Below are 17601 nucleotides of genomic sequence, written 5' to 3'. Positions count from 1 at the left end.
TGCGCCATGTCCGATCTCGTCGTCATCGTCTACCCGACCGAAGCCAGGGCCGAGGAAATGCGGCAGAAGCTCTTCGGCCTGCAGAAGGAATACCTGATCCAGATCAGCGACGCCGCGATCGCGGTGATGCACGAGGACGGCAAGGTCAAGCTCAACCAGTTGCTCAATACCACCGCGCTCGGAGCGGCTTCCGGCGGCTTCTGGGGCCTGCTGATCGGCGCGATCTTCCTGATGCCGATCTTCGGCGCGGCGATCGGCGCGGCTTCCGGTGCGCTCGGCGGGGCGCTGACCGATTACGGCGTCAATGACGGCTTCATGAAGGAGCTTGCCGCCAATCTGCAGCCGGGCAATGCCGCGCTCTTCGTGCTGATCCAGAAGATGACCGGCGACAAGGTGCTCGAGGCGATCAAGGGCACCGGCGGCGTCGTGCTCAAGACCTCGCTCGACCATTCGCAGGAGCAGGCCCTGCGCGATGCGCTTGCCGCCTCGCCGGCTGCGCAGCGGCAGGAGCTGGCGACCGGTTCGACCGAGCCGACGCCGAATCCGCTGCCGGGCGTCTGAGGCTTCTGCTCACCGCCGCTTGAAGCTCTGCTTGGCGATGGTGAGGGCGATGGCGCGGCCGGTCTCGGCCGAACCTGTCATGCTTTGCGCCTCGAGTTCGGCGCCGATGCCGGTGAGGCGCAGGCCCGCGGGATCGTCGGGCAGGCTCCAGCTCTGCGTGTCGGCATGGAAAGCCAGCGGCAGGTCGAAGCGCCCGCCTGCACTGGCCAGGAAGGCGTTGATCTGGCCGACCGTGCCGGCCTTGGTCTGGTCGAGCCTGACCCTGTAGAGCGCGCGCCGGCCGATCAGGTCGAGCTCGACCCCGACGAGGAGATGCTCGGCCGGGTGACGCGTGTAGATGCCGGTCGAGGAGACGCTGCGGCGATCGATCGTCGCCTCGGCCCGCATGCGGATGACGCCGCCCGCATCGGTGGCGAGCTGCTGCCCTGCACCGGGCGCGCTGATCTCGGCGTCGGAGCCGATCGCGACGCGCACGCCGAGGCCGGCCAGCGGCTTGCCGGCTTCGTCGACGAGCTTCAGCGTCAACGCGACCGGTTCGGCCTGCGCAGTTGTCGATGCCAGCGAGAATAGTGAGAGGAAAGCGGCGCTCAGAAGCGTCTTCATCGGCTCCGCCCCGCCATCCTCAGTCGCGCAGCAATTCGTTGATGCCGGTCTTGGCGCGGGTCTGGGCGTCGACCGTCTTGACGATCACGGCGCAGTAGAGCGAGGGGCCGGGCGTGCCGTCGTTCAGAGGCTTGCCCGGCAGCGAGCCGGCCACGACGACCGAATAGGGCGGCACCTTGCCGACGTGGACCTGGCCGGTGGCGCGGTCGACGATCTTGGTGGTCGCCGAGATGAAGACGCCCATGGCCAGTACCGAACCTTCGCCGACGACCACGCCCTCGACCACCTCGGAGCGGGCGCCGATGAAGCAGTTGTCCTCGATGATCGTCGGGTTGGCCTGCAGCGGCTCGAGCACGCCGCCGATGCCGACGCCGCCCGAGAGGTGGACGTTCTTGCCGATCTGGGCGCAGGAGCCGACCGTCGCCCAGGTGTCGACCATGGTGCCTGAGTCGACATAGGCGCCGATGTTGACGAAGGACGGCATCAGGATGACGTTCGGTGCGAGATAGGAGCCCTTGCGCGCAGCCGCCGGCGGCACGACGCGGAAGCCGGCGGCGCGGAAGCGGTTCTCGCCCCAGCCTGCGAACTTCGAGGGCACCTTGTCCCAGAACACGCCCTCGCCGGGGCCGTGCGCCATGATCTCGTTGTCGGCGAGCCGGAAGGAGAGCAGCACCGCCTTCTTCAGCCACTGATTCGTGACCCACTCGCCGCCGACCTTCTCGGCGACGCGCGCCTGGCCGGAATCGAGCAGCTCGATCGCCTGCTCGACAGCATCGCGCACGGCGCCCTTGGTGTTGAGGCCGATCTCGGCCCGGTTCTCCCAGGCGGCGTCGATGGTGGCGGCGAGATCGGTCAGGGACATGGAGCGGCTCTCTCTCGTCATGGCCGGCCTTGTGCCGACCATCCACGCCTTGCGGGCGCGGATGAAAAGGGGAAGACGTGGCGGCTCGGGACGGGCCCGGGCGTGACGGGGTGAGCGATGGCGGAAGCCCGCGGCGACGTCAAGGCAAAGCGGGGCCGCGGGCAATTCATCCATGCTACAATGCAAACAGGCTTAACGCTGTGGAGGCGGACGATGACCCGGACCCTGATTGCTCTTCTCGTCCTTGGTCTCGCTGGAGCGGCGCAGGCGCAGGGGCGGCCCCAATCGCCGACGCTGAGTTGTGCAGCCAACCGACAGAGCGTCCTCGCCAATGGCGCTATTGTGCTCGGCACCGGCGGCTATACCTACGACCGCTTCGTGCGCGACCGCAGCTTCTGTCAGTTCGACGAGACGGTTTTTCCGGCCTGGGTGCCGGCCCGCGACACGCCGCAATGCTTCGTCGGCTACCGCTGCAAGAACGCTTCGCCCTGGGACGATTGAAGCGAACTCAAAACCCCGTGCGCTGGCGGATCGCCGCCGCCAGCGTGCCGTCGTCGAGATAGTCGAGCTCGCCGCCGACCGGCACGCCATGGGCGAGCTTGGTCACCTTGATCTCGAGATGCGCCAAGAGGTCGGTGATGAAGTGCGCCGTGGTTTGGCCCTCGACCGTGGCGTTGAGCGCCAAGATCACTTCCTTCACCGCTGGTTCCGAGGCGCGCGCCACCAGCGCGTCAAGCGAGAGGTTCTCGGGCCGGATGCCGTCGAGCGCCGAAAGCACGCCGCCAAGCACGTGATAGCGCCCGCCGACCGCGCCCGAGCGCTCCAGCGCCCAGAGATCGGCGATATCGGCGACGACGACGATCAGGCTGTCGTCGCGGCGCGGATCGCGGCAGAGCCCGCAGGGATCGCTGGTGTCGACATTGCCGCAGGTCGAGCAGACGACGATGCGTTCGCGCGCCACCGCCATCGCCTCCGAGAGCGGGCCGAGCAACTGCTCGCGCTTCTTGACGAGATGGAGTGCCGCGCGGCGGGCCGAGCGCGGACCCAGGCCCGGCAGCTTGGCCAGGAGCTGGATCAGGCGCTCGATCTCGGGGCCGGCGATGGTGCGGGACATGGGTCTTAACGTGAGCTTTGCCGCTGCCGCGCCGTCATCCCGGCCTTAGCGAAGCGGAGAGCCGGGATCCATTCCGGGACCTCTGTCGGAAAGGCTCCGGAATGGATCCCGGGTCGATCTGCGATCGCCCGGGATGACTCGCAAAAATGGATCGTCAGAACAGCTTCGGCATGCCGGGCGGCAGCGGCAGTCCCTTGGTCATCTCGGCCATCCGCTCCTGCACGGCGCGCTCCGCCTTGTTGCGGGCGTCGTTGCTGGCGGAGATGACGAGGTCCTCGAGGATCTCCTCCTCGCCCTGGACCATCAGGCTCGGGTCGATCTTCACCGACTTCAGCACGTTCTTGGCGGTCATGACCAGCTTGACCAGGCCACCGCCGGCCGAACCCTCGAATTCGAGGGTATCGAGCTGGGCCTGCATCTCGGCCATCTTCTTCTGCATGTCCTGTGCCTGTTTCATCAGGCCCATCATGTCGCGCATGGCGGTGCTCCCTTCGCGGTCAGTTGTCGGTCAAGAATTCGATACCGTCGAAATCGGGCTCGCTGTCGTCGAAGAGCGGCTCGAATTCGGGCAGGTCCTCGTCGCCGCCCGTGGCGGTGGCGGACGCCTCGGCTTCAGCAGCACGGGGATCGCGGACATCGACGATGCGCGCCCCCGGGAAGCGCTCCATCACGGCGCGCACGGAGGGGTGGTTGGCGGCATCGTTCTCGCGCTTGTCGCGGGCCGCCACCGCCTGCTCGCGCAGGGTCGCCGAACCCTCGGCATTGACGATGGCCACCAGCCAGGTCTGGCCGGTCCATTCCTTCAGCCGCTTCGACAGATCGTTGGCGAGCAGGCGGTTGCCGTGCTCCGCCAGTGCGAACTCGATCCGGCCCTGCTCGAAGCGCACCAGGCGGACATCGCGCTCCAGCGCCAGCTTCATGGTGATGTCGCGATGCCGCGAGGCGAGCGCGACGACCTCCTCGAAGCTCTGCGGCTGCGGCAGGGCGCTGACCCGAACCTGGGCCGCCGGCGCCGCGGCGGGCATCGGGTTGGCGCTGGCCAGCACCGGCCGGGCCGCGAGCGCGGTCGCGCCGCCGCCCGAAGGGGGGCGCGGGGCAGGAGAACCGTTTCCGCCTATGGCTCCGCTGCCGTCGCGCAGCATTCTGAGCGCTTCGTCCGGCGTCGGTAGATCGGCGGCATGGGCGAGGCGCACCAGCGCCATCTCGGCCGCCATCACCGGCCGGTCGGCCTGGCGGACCTCGCCGACGGCCTTCAGCAGCATCTGCCAAGCCCGCGCCAGCACGCGGATCGACAAGCGCTGGGCGAAATCGGCGCCGCGCACTCGCTCGGCCTGGGACAGGCTGTTATCCTTGGCCGCCTCCGGCACCAGCTTGAGGCGGGTGACGAGATGGCTGAACTCGGCGAGGTCGGAGAGCACCACCGCCGGATCGGCGCCGGCGTCGTATTGTGCCCTGAGCTCGGTCAGGGCGCCGGCGATGTCGCCCTTCATCGTGAGCTCGAACAGGTCGATCACGCGTGCCCGGTCGGAGAGGCCGAGCATGCTGCGGACCTCGTCCAGCGTGATCTTGCCGCCGGCATGGGCGATCGCCTGGTCGAGGATCGAGAGCGAATCGCGCACCGAGCCCTCGGCGGCGCGCGCCACGGCGGCGAGAGCCTCTTCTTCGGCCTCGATGCCTTCCGCCCGGCAGATCTTGTCGAGATGGCCGACCAGCAGCGCCGCATCGACGCGGCGCAGGTCGAAGCGCTGGCAGCGCGACAGCACCGTGACCGGCACCTTGCGGATCTCGGTGGTGGCGAAGATGAACTTGGCGTGCGGCGGCGGCTCCTCCAGCGTCTTCAGGAAGGCGTTGAAGGCGCCTCCCGAGAGCATGTGGACCTCGTCGATGATGTAGACCTTGTAGCGCGCCGAGACCGGGGCGTAGCGCACGGCGTCGTTGATCTGGCGGACATTGTCGACACCGTTGTTCGAGGCGGCGTCGATCTCCATCACGTCGATGTGCCGGCCCTCGACGATCGCCTGGCAATGCACGCCGAATTGCGAGAGGTCGGTGGTCGGGGCGCCCGTGCCGTCGGCGTTCTGGTGGTTCAGGGCGCGCGCCAGGATGCGCGCCGTCGTGGTCTTGCCGACACCGCGCACGCCGGTCAGCATCCAGGCCTGCGGTATGCGGCCCGCGGCAAAGGCGTTGGTCAGCGTCCGGACCATGGCGTCCTGGCCGATCAGGTCGCCGAAATGCGCCGGCCGGTATTTGCGCGCCAGGACGCGATAACCCGCCGGCGCTGCGGCGGCCGGAGCTGGCACCGGGGCCATGCCGGGGAAACCCGGCTCGTCGGCGGGGACGGTCTCGTCGGTCATGCCCCTGCTTTCGCCAATCGCAACGTCCCGGTCAACGCCGCTCTGCCATAGCAGCGCGCGAACGCGTCAGGAATGTGAGGGAAGCCAAGGCTCGCGCATTCGCACGCAGCCAGATTCGCGTCGAAGGATTCGCGCGCAAAGTAGGAGGTTGGACGAAGACCCGTTCGGTCTCGTTACGGCTGCTTCCTTCCGGACCTGACCGGGTTGGCGAGTGAGACGTCCCTCGCCAACCTCCCGGGCGCTATATCGGCGCTTCGGCGCGCGAGCGCAAGTCCGAGGCAAACGGACCGAGGCAAAAAGCGCCGCTGCGACGGCACGGCGCAGCCGTTTCGGCATTGACTCAGGTCTCCCCATCCGCCATAAGCCCGCGACCTGCGCTGCCTACCGGGCGGCGCGGCCCTTTTTGCATGACAGGCCTGGCTGGCATTGGCTTTCCCGCGAAAGCTGCGCCCGCCCTGCCGAACAAGGCCCCGGAGACGGACCGTGAAGAGAACCTATCAACCCAGCAAGCTGGTGCGTAAGCGCCGTCACGGCTACCGCGCCCGCATGGCGACCACGGGTGGCCGCAAGGTCATTGCCGCTCGTCGCGCCCACGGCCGCAAGCGCCTGTCGGCCTGATGAGCCCAAAGGCGCGCGTTGCAGGCGCGCCTGTTCCGGAAGACTGGCCAACCGCCATGCGCCTCGCCCGTCTGACGCAACGCAAGGACTTTCTCGCGGCGGCCGAGCACGGCCGCCGTTTTCGTTCGTCCGCTTTCACCGTGCAGGTGCTCGACAAGCCGGGCCAGGATGATCTGCGTCTCGGGTTGACCGCTTCACGCAAGACCGGCAACGCCGTGGTGCGTAACCGCATCCGCCGCCGCCTGCGCGCTGCTGCTGCACTTGCGCTCGCAGAGCAGATCGGCAAGCCCTGCGATCTCGTGATCGTCGCCCGGCCCGAGACCGTCCAGGCCGATTTTACCGCGATGGTCGCCGACCTTTCGGTCGCGTTCGACCGCGCCCGCCCAGCCAGTGGCGGCAAGCGCCGCTCCGCCCCCCGCAAAGCCTCTTAGGGCCCCTTCCGGGCCGCGAGACTGCCTCCGAGACGGATGATGAAAGAAGACAACCGCAATCTGTTGCTGGCGATCACGCTCTCGGTCGTCGTGCTGCTCGGCTGGCAGTATTTCTACGGCCTGCCGCAGGCGGAAAAGCAGAAGCAGATCGCCCTGCAGAATCAGCAGACGCAGAGCCAGCAGGCGACGCAGCCCTCCGGCGCGCCGACCGCTTCCGGCACCGCTCCGGCTCCGGCCCAGGGCAGCGCCCCGGCGCAGCCCGGCCAGGCTCCGGTCACGGCCGCTCCTGCTGCGACCCGCGAGGCGGCGCTCGCCGCCGGCCCTCGCATCAGGATCGACACGCCCAAGATCGCCGGCTCGCTCTCGCTGACCGGTGCGCGCATCGATGACGTCTCGCTCAAGGCCTATCACGAGACGGTCGATCCGAAGAGCCCGATCATCGTGCTGCTCTCGCCGGCCGGCGGGCCGAATGCCTATTACTCCGATTTCGGCTGGGTCGCCGGGCCGGGCGCCAATGTCGCGCTGCCGAACGCCAATACGGTCTGGACCGCCGACAGCCAGGTCCTGACTTCGGCCAAGCCGGTGACGCTGACCTGGGACAACGGCCAGGGCCTGACCTTCAAGCGCACCATTGCGGTCGACGACAACGCCATGTTCTCGATCCGCGACGAGGTCGAGAACAAGGGCACGAGCGCCGTCTCGCTCTACCCCTATGGCCAGGTCGTGCGCGTCGGCAAGCCGGCGACGCTCGGCTACTACGTGCTGCACGAGGGCATGATCGGCTCGCTCGGCGAGCAGGGCCTGCAGGAATACACCTACGACGCCATCGACAAGGAACCGGCGCTCGGCTCGGCGGCGCATGGCAAGGTCTGGAAGGACGTGCTCGGCGGCTTCGTCGGCATCACCGACAAGTACTGGGCTGCGGCCGCGATCCCTGACCAGGGCAAGAAATACGAGGGCCGCTACTCCTCGGTCCAGACCGGTTCGGTCCGCACATACCAGGCCGACTTCCTCGGCGAAGCCGTCAATGTCGCGCCCGGTGCCTCCGCCAGCGCCTCCTCGCGCCTGTTCGCCGGCGCCAAGGAAGTGGCGGCGATCGACGGCTACGAGAAGAACCAGGGGATCAAGCGCTTCGAGCTGATGATCGACTGGGGCTGGTTCTATTTCATCACGAAGCCGATGTTCTACGTGATGGACTGGGTCTACAAGCATGTCGGCAATTTCGGCATCGCCATCCTGGTCGTGACCGTCCTGCTGAAAGCCCTGTTCTTCCCGCTCGCCAGCAAGTCCTACGCCTCGATGGCGAAGATGAAGGCGGTTCAGCCCGAGATGATGGCGATCCGCGAGCGCTATGCTGACGACAAGATGAAGCAGCAGCAGGCGCTGATGGAGCTGTACAAGACGCAGAAGATCAATCCGCTGGCCGGCTGCTGGCCGGTGCTGGTGCAGATCCCGGTCTTCTTCGCGCTCTACAAGATCCTGTTCATCACCATCGAGATGCGGCATGCGCCGTTCTACGGCTGGATCAAGGACCTCGCCGCGCCCGATCCGACCAATCTCTTCAACCTGTTCGGCCTGCTGCCGTTCACGCCGCCGGCCATGCTCCATCTCGGCATCTGGCCGATCCTGATGGGGATCACGATGTTCGTGCAGATGAAGATGAATCCCGAGCCGCCGGATCCGGTCCAGAAGATGATGTTCACCTGGATGCCGGTGTTCTTCACCTTCCTGCTCGGCTCGTTCCCGGCCGGCCTGGTGATCTACTGGACCTGGAACAACCTGCTCTCGGTGACGCAGCAAGGCTTCATCATGAAGAAGCACGGCGTGAAGATCGAGCTCTGGGACAACATCAAGGCCATGTTCGGCAAGAAGCCGGCTGCCGCGGCTGCGACCCCGGCCGTGCCCGCGCCCGGCAAGCCGGCAAACAGCAACAAGAAGTGAAGTAGCCGGGCGAGAGCCTTGCATGTGAGAAAAATCGAACGCCGGACGCCTCGTGGGGCTCCGGCGTTTTGCTTTTTGCACCGCTTCGCGGCTTGTCCCCGATCATGGCGATGTGCTTAGTGCCGCGCCATGCCTCTTCCCGATCCGAAAACCCGCCATCCGATCGCCGGCTGGAAGGGCACCGCCTTCCTCAAGGCCATCGTCGATCATCCGCTCGTCGAGGTCGGCGACTACAGCTACTATGACGACTCGCGCGGGCCCGAGCATTTCCTCGCCCGCTGCGTGCGCTATCATTTCGACTTCATCGGCGACCGGCTGATCATCGGCAAATTCGTCGCGATCGCCCAGGCAGCCCAGTTCATCATGAATGGCGCCAACCATCCCATGGGCGGCTTCTCGACCTATCCGTTCGGCATGTTCGGATTCGAGACCGTGCCGGACTTCACCCGCGACGGGCTGGGCCTGCGGGGCGACACCGTGATCGGCAACGATGTCTGGATCGGCCGCGAGGCGGTGATCATGCCGGGCGTCACGGTCGGCGACGGCGCCGTCATCGGCACGCGTGCCCAGGTCTCCCGCGACGTGCCGCCTTACGCCGTCGTGGTCGGCAATCCCGGCCGCGTCGTGAAGACGCGCTTCCCGCCCGAGGTGGTCACGGCGCTGCTCGAGATCCGCTGGTGGGATTGGGAGCCGGACAAGATCGCGCGCAACCTGCCCCTGATCGCCGGCGCGGACATCGACGCGCTGCGCTCGGCCGTGTAGGCAAGGACCATGACCGCCAGCACAACCACGCCCTTTACCGCCGACGAGCTCGAATCCGCCCGGAAACTGTTCGAGGGTCCCTGGGATTTCGTCTGGGCCTCGACCAAGATCGACGACCTGCCACCCATGGTCGGGCAGGAGATCGCCTTCGCCGGCCGCTCCAATGTCGGCAAGTCGAGTCTGATCAACGCGCTGACCCGCCGCAACGCCCTGGCGCGGACCTCGCATACGCCGGGCCGCACCCAGCAGCTCAACTTCTTCCGCCAGGTCGGCCATGATGAGCGCATCGATCACGTCGCAGGCGGGCGAGATCGCCCGACTGCGAAGAACGTGATCGACACTCAAAGTTCGGAGCATGGCTTCGGCGAAAAACCGGTTCCCACTTTTTCGCGCCATGCTCTGACCATCGTCGACATGCCCGGCTATGGCTATGCCGCCGTCGGCAAGGAGAAGGTCGCGGCCTGGACGAAGCTGATCCACGATTATCTGCGAGGGCGCGCCAATCTGATGCGCGTCTATGTGCTGATCGACGCCCGCCACGGTATCAAGGATGTCGACGGCGCCGTGCTGGAGACGCTCGACAAGGCCGCTGTCAGCTATCAGGTCGTGCTGACCAAGGGCGATGCGCTGAAGCAGGCCGACCAGACCTTCATGGCCGAGGCGACCTATGACGAGATCAAGCGCCGCCCGGCCGCCTTCCCCGAGGTGCTGCTGACCTCCAGCGAGAAGGGCCTTGGCATTCCCGAGTTCCGAGCAGCGATCGCGCGGGCCCTGGCGGAGCGGGCGTAGCACGCAGCGATTCCCGGAGGGCGAATGTTCAAGGCTGTGACGGACAGCGCCGCGGCGGCCGATGGCGGCTCGCTCGCCCTCTTCGTCGAGCGCCTGGACGGGACGATCGAGACCTTCGTGGTCGATCGCTCGCTCGCAAGCCGCGGAACGTCGTCTTACAACAAGGTTTCGTCCAGCTTGCGTGCGCTGACGCCGGCGGGCTGTGCTGATATCGCCGAGGCGCTCGATGCCTTGGCGGCCGAGACCCCGGGCATCCACCCAGTCGCCGAATTCGTCGGGGCGCTGAGGCAGCAGCGCTGACATCACGGCTCGCCGAAGCCATGTCGCATTGCTCCTGGGCGCCCCTTCATTGCGTCAATGCAATATCAGGCTTGTCCTGCCCTAGGGCGACAAGCGCCGCTGAAAACCCCATCTTGTGGCCAGGCGGCGATGCCGCCCGCAAGTTTGGAGCAGCCCCCCATGTCCGCAGCCACAGAGACCTTGGCCCATCGCAACGAGGCACTCGACGCGCCCGTCCATATCGGCGCGGTGAGCTTGCGCGTGCGCGATCTCGCCGGGCTGACGGCGTTCTACCGCGATGCGATCGGGCTTTCGGTCCTCAAGCAGGATGCCGACCACGCCGTGCTCGGAGCCGGCGGCGAGCCACTGGTCAAGCTGGAAGCCGGCGCGCAGCACCCGTCCTCGGCCGCCGGCCTGTTCCACATGGCGATCCTGCTGCCCTCGCGCCGCGACCTCGGCAACTGGCTGCGGCACGCCGCCGAGACGCGCACCGGGCTGGAAGGTGCCTCGAACCACCTCGTCAGCGAGGCGCTCTATCTGTCTGATCCCGAGGGCAATGGCATCGAGGTCTATCGCGACCGCAGCCGTCCGGAATGGCCGCGGCTCGATGGCGGCCGGATCAAGATGGCGACCGAGCGGCTCGATCTCGACGCGCTCCTGCGCGATGCCGAGCCGCAAGCCTATGCCGGCATGCCGGACGGTACCGTGATGGGCCATGTCCATCTGCGCGTCGGTGACGTCCAGCAGGCCGAGGGCTTCTATCGCGATGCACTCGGCTTCGAGGTGATGGTGCACTATCCCGGCGCGAGCTTCATGGCGACCGGCGGCTATCACCACCACATCGCCGCCAATACCTGGCACAGCCACGGCGCCGGGCCGCGCCGGGACAATGAGGCGGGCTTGTCGAGTTTCGAGTTGGTCGCGCGCGATGCGGAAGCTCATGCCGCGCTGAGCCGGCGCATGGCGGCCGCTGGTGGCGATGATGGGTCGGTCGTCGATCCCTGGGGCAACCGGATCACGCTCCGGCCCTGAGAGGCTCAGCGCATCAGCAAATGGGTCCGGCGCGTCCCGGCGGTATCCGGCCGGAAGCCCATCGCTTCCCAGAATGCGGAAGCGCCGGCATCGGCGGCGTTGAGCGAAAGCCGCGGCGCCAGCGCGAGCCCTTGCTGGATCAAGGCGCTCGCGAGGAGACGGCCGACGCCTTCACGTCGATTCGCCGGCCGGACATAGACATGGCGGATGCGCAGCAGATCGGGCGCCGGGTCATAAGGATCTGGCGTCACCGCTCCGATCGCCGCCAGCACGCCTTCGCGATAGACCGCGAGCAGTGTGTTGCGCTCGTCGCCGGTCTGGTAGCGGCCGGCACCCCATTCCTCCAGGATGCCCTCGACGAAGCGGTAGCCTTCGGCCGCCGCCTCGTCCTGCAAGGCAGGCAGGTCGTCCGGCAGGGCTTCGCCGACCCGGACAATCTGTAGGTTCGTTGGGATCAAAGGCCTTCGAACAGGGCGCTGGAGATGTAGCGCTCGGCGAAGGACGGGATGATCACCACGATCGTCTTGCCGGCGTTCTCCGGCCGGGCGCCGACCTCCAGCGCCGCGGCAATCGCCGCGCCCGAGGAGATGCCGGCCGGTATGCCCTCGGCCTTGGCGAGCGTCCGCGACGTCTCGAACGCCGTCTGGTTGCCGACGGTGACGACCTCGTCGATGACGCTCCGGTCGAGGATGCCCGGCACGAAGCCGGCGCCGATGCCCTGGATCTTGTGCGGGCCGGCCTGGCCGCCCGACAGGACCGGTGAATCTTCCGGCTCGACCGCGACCATCTTCACCGAAGGCTTCTTGGCCTTCAGCACCTGGCCGACGCCGGTGATGGTGCCGCCGGTGCCGACGCCGGAGATGACGATGTCGACCGCGCCATTGGTGTCGTTCCAGATTTCCTCGGCGGTGGTCTTGCGGTGGATCGCCGGATTGGCCGGATTCTCGAACTGCTGCGGGATGATCGCGCCGGGAATCTCGTTCTTGAGCTCCTCGGCTTTGGTGATCGCGCCGCGCATGCCGCCAGGGCCGGGCGTCAGCACCAGCTCGGCGCCGAGGAAGGACAGCATCTTGCGGCGCTCGAGCGACATCGTCTCGGGCATCACCAGGATCAGACGGTAGCCGCGGGCGGCGGCGGCGAAGGCGAGCGCGATGCCGGTATTGCCCGAGGTCGGCTCGATCAGCGTGCCGCCGGGCTTGAGCGCGCCGGAAGCTTCGAGCGCGTCGATCATGGCGACGCCGATGCGGTCCTTCACGCTGGAGATCGGGTTGAAGAATTCGAGCTTGGCCAGGATCGTCGCCTTGACGCCGCGCTCGGCCGGCAGGCGGTTCAGGCGCACCAGCGGGGTATCGCCGATCGTATCGGTGATCGAATCGTAGACGCGGCCGCGGCCGGGGACATGGGCGGGCTTCTGGGCTGCATCGGCCATGGCGGCCTCCTTGCTGGTGACGAGCGGGTGATCCGAAACGAGAACCTTTGGTCAGCGTAGCATCAAATCACAGAATCTGTCGAGAAATGGCAGATTAAACAGATCAGATTGTGAAATCCGTATCGATCGCCGGCTTCCCTGTCGCTGCGCGCCCTTCCGCCTCGCGGCAGAGATCGGCGACGGTGACGGCGTCGAGCTTGGCGAGCCAGGCTTCCATGGCCTGCTGCATCATCGGGTCGATGACCACGTCGACCAGCGCGGATTGCGGCAACGGCGGCAGGGCTTCGTCGGCATTGGCCTGCATGGCGGCGCGCACGATCTCGCCGGCAGTGATGCGGCGGCGCTCCTTGGCGAGCTCATAGCCGCCGCGCGGGCCGCGCACGCCCTTGAGGATGCCGACCCTGACCAGCGCCTGCAGCACGGTCTCCAGATGGCGCGGCGGCAGTTCGTGCCGGGCCGCCAGCGCCTTGGCCGCGACCGGGGTCGGGCGGGCGTGCAGGGCGATGTCGACAACCGCGGTGACGGCGAGCAGGCTGCGGCGCGAGAGCTGGATCATGCCTTGTCTCCGGCCGCTTGCCGCAGCGCGGCATCGCTCACCCCGGTCGAGCCGAAGCCGCCGGCGCCGCGTTCGGTCTCGCTGAGTTCCCCGACCTCGGCGATGTCCGCCTGCAGCACGGCAGCGATGACGAGCTGTGCGATACGGTCGCCGTGCTGGATGGTGAAGGCCTCCCGGCCATGATTGATCAGGATGATCCCGACCTCGCCGCGATAGTCCGCGTCGATCGTGCCCGGTGTATTGAGCAGGGTGACGCCATGGCGCAACGCCAGGCCCGAGCGCGGCCTGACTTGCCCTTCCGTTCCATCAGGCAGTTCGAGCACGAGGCCGGTCGGCACGAGCAGCCGCGCCCCCGGCTCCAGCCGCAGCGGCCCGTCCGGCAGGGCGGCACGCAGGTCGAGCCCGGCGGCGCCGACCGTCTCATAGGCCGGCAGCGCCAGGCCCTGGGCGTGCGGCAGGCGCCTGATGCGGAGCGTCGCCATCGATCTCAGCCCTTATGCGCCAGCAGGTCGGCGAAATGCGCGACGAGACGCGTCGCCACATCCACCTTGGGCAAGGTCGGCCAGGTCTCGACGCTGTCCGTTGTGACGAGGTGAACGGTATTGGCGTCGCCGCCCATCACCCCGGTGCCGCCGACATCGTTGGCGACGATCAGGTCGCAGCCCTTCTTCGCCAGCTTGGCGCGGGCGTAGTCGACGACGTTCTGCGTCTCCGCCGCGAAGCCGACGACTAGGGCCGGCCGGTCGATCTCGCGCGCCGCGATGGTGGCGAGGATGTCGGGATTCTCGACCAGCGCGAGGCTGGGCGGACTCTTGCCATCCTTCTTCATCTTCTGGCCAGCGGCATCGGCGGTCCGCCAGTCGGCGACGGCCGCGGCGAAGATTGCGATATCGGCTGGCAGCGCGCTTTCAGTCGCCGCCAGCATGTCGCGCGCGCTCTCGACATGGACGGTGTTGACACCGACGGGGTCGGGAATCGTCACCGGCCCGGAGATCAGCGTCACCTGCGCGCCCGCGGCCGCCGCGGCTGCCGCGATGGCGTGGCCCTGCTTGCCGGAGGAGCGGTTGGCGATATAGCGCACCGGGTCGATCGGCTCGTGCGTCGGGCCGGAGGTGACGAGCACGCGCCTGCCCGCAAGCGGCTTCGGCCCGGATGGCGCCCCGCCGGGCAGGCGGCCCAGGAAGCCGATCGACGGCGTCTGCCTGTTGTCGCCGGCGAGCGCCATCTCGATTGCGGCCAGAAGTTCGTGCGGCTCGGCCATGCGGCCGGGGCCGCTCTCGCCGCGCTCGGCCATGGCGCCGGAATTGGGGCCGACGACGAGGACGCCGTCCTTCTGCAGCGTCGCCATGTTGCGCCGCGTCGCCGGATGCTGCCACATCCGCGGGTTCATCGCCGGTGCGATCAGGACGCGCTTGTCCGTTGCCAATAACGCGGTGGAGGCGAGATCGTCGGCATGGCCGTTCGCCATCTTGGCGATCAGGTCGGCGGTGGCGGGCGCGACGACCAGAAGATCGGTCGAGCGCGACAGGGCGATATGGCCGATATCGGCCTCGTCGGTCAGAGAGAACAGGTCGGTGAAGCATTTCTCGCCCGCGAGCGACGACACCGCCAGCGGCGTGACGAACTGCTCGCCCGCCTTGGTCAGGATGCAGCGGCAGGCGATGCCGTGATCCTTCAGGCGCCGGATCAGCTCCAGGCACTTATAGGCGGCGATGCCGCCGCCGATGATCAGCAGGATGGAGCGGGAAGCGGGCACGGGCGTGGCTCCGGAAGGCAGGGCGCGCCGTTTGGTAGCATCGGCCGGGCCGGGCTGTCATGTCTCGCCGTTCGAGGCTCCTGGCTGCGCATGGCCGCAGGACGGGCGCGTCGGCGACTGATGTTGCAACCGCACCATGCGCTCGGCTAGTTGTTTTTCGAGGCTCCCTTACGATCACCAGCGACGAAGGCATCCCGATGAAGAAGGTTTTTCCTGACGCCAAGGCGGCGCTCGCCGGCGTCGTCAAGGACGGCATGACCATCATGGCCGGCGGCTTCGGCCTCTGCGGCATTCCCGACACGCTGATCGAGGCGATCCGCGACTCCGGCGCCAAGGACCTGACCTTCATCTCCAACAATGCCGGCGTCGACGGCGCCGGCCTCGGCATCCTGCTCGAGACCAAGCAGATCAGGAAGATGATCAGCTCTTACGTCGGCGAGAACAAGCTCTTCGCCGAGCAGTATCTTTCCGGCCAGCTCGAGCTCGAATTCAACCCGCAGGGCACGCTGGCCGAACGCATCCGGGCCGGCGGCGCCGGCATCCCGGCCTTCTTCACCAAGACCGGCGTCGGCACGCTGATCGCCGAGGGCAAGGAGGAGCGCGAGTTCGACGGCGAGCGCTACATCATGGAGCGCGGCCTCTTCGCCGACATCTCGATCGTCCATGCCTGGAAGGGCGATACCGAGGGCAACCTCGTCTACCGGAAGACGGCGCGCAACTTCAATCCGATGATGGCCAGCGCCTCGCGCATGACGATCGCTCAGGTCGAGCATCTTGTCCCGGCCGGCGAGATCGATCCCGACCAGATCCACACCCCCGGCATCTTCGTGAAGCGCATCGTGCACGTCGCCAATCCGGTGAAGCGCATCGAGCAGCGCACCGTGCGCAAGCGCGAAACGGCTTGAGAAGGAGATCAGCACATGGCCTGGACCCGTGAACAGATCGCCGCTCGCGCCGCCAAGGAGCTGAAGGACGGCTTCTACGTCAATCTCGGCATCGGCATTCCGACGCTCGTCTCGAACTACATCCCCGATGGCATGAGCGTGCAGCTCCAGTCGGAGAACGGCATGCTCGGCATGGGCCCTTTCCCCTATGAGGGCGAGGAGGACCCGGACCTGATCAATGCCGGCAAGCAGACCATCACCGAGCTGCCGACGACGAGCTATTTCTCGTCTTCGGATTCCTTCGGCATGATCCGCGGCGGCCATATCGACCTCTCCATCCTCGGCGCCATGCAGGTTGCCGAGAATGGCGACCTCGCCAACTGGATGATCCCCGGCAAGATGGTGAAGGGCATGGGCGGCGCCATGGACCTCGTCGCCGGCGTCAAGAAGGTCGTCGTGGTGATGGAGCACGTCGCCAAGAACAAGGACGGCTCGGAATCGCCGAAGCTGCTCAAGGCCTGCGACCTGCCGCTGACCGGCGCCGGCGTCGTCGACATGGTGATCACCGATCTCGGCGTCTTCACGATCGACGAGAATGGCGGCGGCATGACCCTGATCGAGCTTGCTGAGGGCGTTTCGCTCGACGAGATCAAGGCCAAGACGGAAGCGCCGTTCAAGGTCGCGCTCTGACCTCGCAAAGCAGCGCCAGCGCCTGCGCGAAGGCGCGGGCGGCCGGGCCCATCGCCTCGTCGAGGCGGTGGGCGAGATAGGCTTCGGCCGGGAGCTGCGCGTTCCGGCCGAGCGCCCTTGTCGCGACCCTGACCAGCCTGCCTTCGGCAAGGTCTCGCTCGATCAGCCAGCTCGGCAGCCGGCCCCAGCCGAGCCCGGCCAGGATCATCGCATGCTTGGTGTCCTGCCCGGTGACGCGGCAGGTCTGCGGCGAGAGCACGCCGAAATCCTGCGCGCCCGAGATCGGCGTCGGGTCGATCTGCACGATCTGGAGATGTCCGGCGAGTTCGGAGCGCGACAGGATGCGCCCGTCGCCCGCCCGGGCGAGCGGATGTGTCGCCGCGACGACCGCAATCGCCTCCATGCTGGTCAGGGCCTCGATCGCGATGCGCGGGTCGCGGAAATTCTCGCCGACCGTGATGGCGAGAGCGCTGCGGCGCTCCAGAAGCGCCGCGATCGGCCCGCCGAGCGGTTCGATGGCGAGCCTGATCGAGACGGAGGGGTACTGCTCGCGCAGGCCGGCGAGGGCGGCGCCGATGAGGGGAATAGGGAACAGCACGTCGATCGTCAGCGACAGCTCGATCTCGACGCCCCGGCTCAGCCCATGGGCGCGGGCCTTCAAGGCGCCGACGCGCAGCAGGACCTCCCTGATGTCGGTGAGCAAGGCTTTGCCTTCCGCCGTCAGGGCCGGGCGATGGCCCGAGCGGTCGAACAGTTGCAGGCCGAGCTGCCCCTCCAGATTGGCGATGGCATGGCTGATGGCGGACTGGGCCCGCGACAGCCGCGTCGCGGCCGACCGGAAGCTGCCGGCTTCGGCTACGGTCACGAAGGTACGCATCTGGTCTAGGGTGAGTGCATCCAGCATGATCGATTTCCTTGATCGACTCGATGCCAATTATCT

At 67.5% G+C, this 17601-nt stretch carries 22 protein-coding genes and 1 other RNA gene; 11 read left to right on the top strand and 12 right to left on the bottom strand.

Annotated elements, in window-relative coordinates:
• Positions 1-6 precede the first annotated feature (6 nt).
• Positions 7-561 (top strand): DUF1269 domain-containing protein, encoded by a 555-nt coding sequence (locus tag BMZ21_RS13190; RefSeq protein ID WP_091834752.1) that lies wholly within the window; start codon positions 7-9, stop codon positions 559-561.
• 9 nt (positions 562-570) lie between these two features.
• On the opposite strand, the gene BMZ21_RS13185 is transcribed toward BMZ21_RS13190, so the two are convergent.
• Both BMZ21_RS13185 and dapD read right to left on the bottom strand, forming a co-directional pair.
• Positions 571-1164 carry a hypothetical protein gene (locus BMZ21_RS13185; protein ID WP_091834751.1) on the bottom strand — a complete coding sequence of 198 codons (594 nt, stop codon included), beginning with the start codon at positions 1162-1164 and terminating at the stop codon, positions 571-573.
• A 19-nt stretch (positions 1165-1183) separates the two neighbouring features.
• The gene (dapD, locus tag BMZ21_RS13180) at positions 1184-2026 is read right to left on the bottom strand and encodes a 2,3,4,5-tetrahydropyridine-2,6-dicarboxylate N-succinyltransferase (RefSeq protein WP_091834750.1); all 843 of its coding nucleotides are present in this window, start codon (positions 2024-2026) and stop codon (positions 1184-1186) included.
• Between the two features lie 213 nt (positions 2027-2239).
• Between dapD and BMZ21_RS13175 the strand changes: the two genes are divergently transcribed.
• Positions 2240-2527 (top strand): hypothetical protein, encoded by a 288-nt coding sequence (locus BMZ21_RS13175; RefSeq protein WP_091834749.1) that lies wholly within the window; start codon positions 2240-2242, stop codon positions 2525-2527.
• Between the two features lie 7 nt (positions 2528-2534).
• Here BMZ21_RS13175 and recR read toward each other — a convergent pair whose 3' ends face one another.
• From recR to ffs, 4 genes are all read right to left on the bottom strand, one after another.
• The gene (recR, locus tag BMZ21_RS13170) at positions 2535-3140 is read right to left on the bottom strand and encodes a recombination mediator RecR (RefSeq protein ID WP_091834744.1); all 606 of its coding nucleotides are present in this window, start codon (positions 3138-3140) and stop codon (positions 2535-2537) included.
• 154 nt (positions 3141-3294) lie between these two features.
• The gene (locus tag BMZ21_RS13165; RefSeq protein WP_091834743.1) at positions 3295-3618 is read right to left on the bottom strand and encodes a YbaB/EbfC family nucleoid-associated protein; all 324 of its coding nucleotides are present in this window, start codon (positions 3616-3618) and stop codon (positions 3295-3297) included.
• A gap of 19 nt (positions 3619-3637) precedes the next feature.
• Positions 3638-5494 (bottom strand): DNA polymerase III subunit gamma/tau, encoded by a 1857-nt coding sequence (locus tag BMZ21_RS13160; protein ID WP_091834742.1) that lies wholly within the window; start codon positions 5492-5494, stop codon positions 3638-3640.
• A gap of 139 nt (positions 5495-5633) precedes the next feature.
• Positions 5634-5730, bottom strand: an RNA gene (ffs, locus tag BMZ21_RS13155) — signal recognition particle sRNA small type.
• A gap of 247 nt (positions 5731-5977) precedes the next feature.
• Between ffs and rpmH the strand changes: the two genes are divergently transcribed.
• From rpmH to BMZ21_RS13120, 7 genes are all read left to right on the top strand, one after another.
• On the top strand, positions 5978-6112 hold the full coding sequence (rpmH, locus tag BMZ21_RS13150) for a 50S ribosomal protein L34 (protein WP_057189143.1): 135 nt from the start codon (positions 5978-5980) through the stop codon (positions 6110-6112).
• A 56-nt stretch (positions 6113-6168) separates the two neighbouring features.
• Positions 6169-6543, top strand: coding sequence for a ribonuclease P protein component (gene rnpA, locus BMZ21_RS13145; RefSeq protein WP_091834741.1), 375 nt, complete (start codon positions 6169-6171; stop codon positions 6541-6543).
• Between the two features lie 39 nt (positions 6544-6582).
• Complete coding sequence (yidC, locus tag BMZ21_RS13140) at positions 6583-8484, top strand: membrane protein insertase YidC (RefSeq protein WP_091834740.1); 1902 nt, start codon at positions 6583-6585, stop codon at positions 8482-8484.
• Positions 8485-8613: 129 nt separating this feature from the next.
• Positions 8614-9246 (top strand): CatB-related O-acetyltransferase, encoded by a 633-nt coding sequence (locus tag BMZ21_RS31000; protein ID WP_091834739.1) that lies wholly within the window; start codon positions 8614-8616, stop codon positions 9244-9246.
• A 9-nt stretch (positions 9247-9255) separates the two neighbouring features.
• On the top strand, positions 9256-10035 hold the full coding sequence (locus tag BMZ21_RS13130; RefSeq protein WP_091834738.1) for a GTP-binding protein: 780 nt from the start codon (positions 9256-9258) through the stop codon (positions 10033-10035).
• Positions 10036-10059: 24 nt separating this feature from the next.
• Positions 10060-10335, top strand: a complete 276-nt coding sequence (locus BMZ21_RS13125; protein WP_091834716.1) for a hypothetical protein — start codon at positions 10060-10062, stop codon at positions 10333-10335.
• A 159-nt stretch (positions 10336-10494) separates the two neighbouring features.
• Entirely contained in the window at positions 10495-11346 is an 852-nt protein-coding gene (locus tag BMZ21_RS13120) for a VOC family protein (RefSeq protein ID WP_091834713.1), read from the top strand.
• 5 nt (positions 11347-11351) lie between these two features.
• Here the strand turns inward: BMZ21_RS13120 and BMZ21_RS13115 are convergent, their stop codons facing one another.
• From BMZ21_RS13115 to BMZ21_RS13095, 5 genes are all read right to left on the bottom strand, one after another.
• Positions 11352-11804, bottom strand: a complete 453-nt coding sequence (locus BMZ21_RS13115) for a GNAT family N-acetyltransferase (protein ID WP_091834710.1) — start codon at positions 11802-11804, stop codon at positions 11352-11354.
• Positions 11801-12775 carry a cysteine synthase A gene (gene cysK, locus BMZ21_RS13110; protein WP_091834707.1) on the bottom strand — a complete coding sequence of 325 codons (975 nt, stop codon included), beginning with the start codon at positions 12773-12775 and terminating at the stop codon, positions 11801-11803. The genes BMZ21_RS13115 and cysK overlap by 4 nt, the downstream gene beginning before the upstream one ends.
• Positions 12776-12878: 103 nt before the next feature.
• Positions 12879-13331: an RrF2 family transcriptional regulator gene (locus BMZ21_RS13105; RefSeq protein ID WP_091834704.1), complete on the bottom strand. Its 453-nt coding sequence runs from the start codon at positions 13329-13331 to the stop codon at positions 12879-12881.
• A complete protein-coding gene (gene dut / locus BMZ21_RS13100) occupies positions 13328-13813 on the bottom strand; it encodes a dUTP diphosphatase (protein ID WP_091834701.1) in 486 nt (161 codons plus the stop codon). The genes BMZ21_RS13105 and dut overlap by 4 nt, the downstream gene beginning before the upstream one ends.
• Positions 13814-13818: 5 nt before the next feature.
• Positions 13819-15087, bottom strand: a complete 1269-nt coding sequence (locus tag BMZ21_RS13095) for a phosphopantothenoylcysteine decarboxylase domain-containing protein (protein WP_091834693.1) — start codon at positions 15085-15087, stop codon at positions 13819-13821.
• Positions 15088-15284: 197 nt separating this feature from the next.
• Between BMZ21_RS13095 and BMZ21_RS13090 the strand changes: the two genes are divergently transcribed.
• Entirely contained in the window at positions 15285-15992 is a 708-nt protein-coding gene (locus BMZ21_RS13090) for a CoA transferase subunit A (protein ID WP_091834690.1), read from the top strand.
• A 15-nt stretch (positions 15993-16007) separates the two neighbouring features.
• Positions 16008-16661: a CoA transferase subunit B gene (locus BMZ21_RS13085; protein ID WP_091834679.1), complete on the top strand. Its 654-nt coding sequence runs from the start codon at positions 16008-16010 to the stop codon at positions 16659-16661.
• On the opposite strand, the gene BMZ21_RS13080 is transcribed toward BMZ21_RS13085, so the two are convergent.
• A complete protein-coding gene (locus BMZ21_RS13080) occupies positions 16645-17565 on the bottom strand; it encodes a LysR family transcriptional regulator (RefSeq protein WP_091834677.1) in 921 nt (306 codons plus the stop codon). The genes BMZ21_RS13085 and BMZ21_RS13080 overlap by 17 nt on opposite strands.
• Between the last annotated feature and the right edge of the window lie 36 nt (positions 17566-17601).

Origin of the sequence: Allobosea lupini (genome assembly GCF_900109525.1) — a bacterium.
Classification (GTDB): Bacteria; Pseudomonadota; Alphaproteobacteria; order Rhizobiales; family Beijerinckiaceae; genus Allobosea; species Allobosea lupini.
The sequence above is the reverse complement of the archived record's forward strand: the minus strand, read 5'-3'. Positions and strand labels throughout refer to the sequence as shown.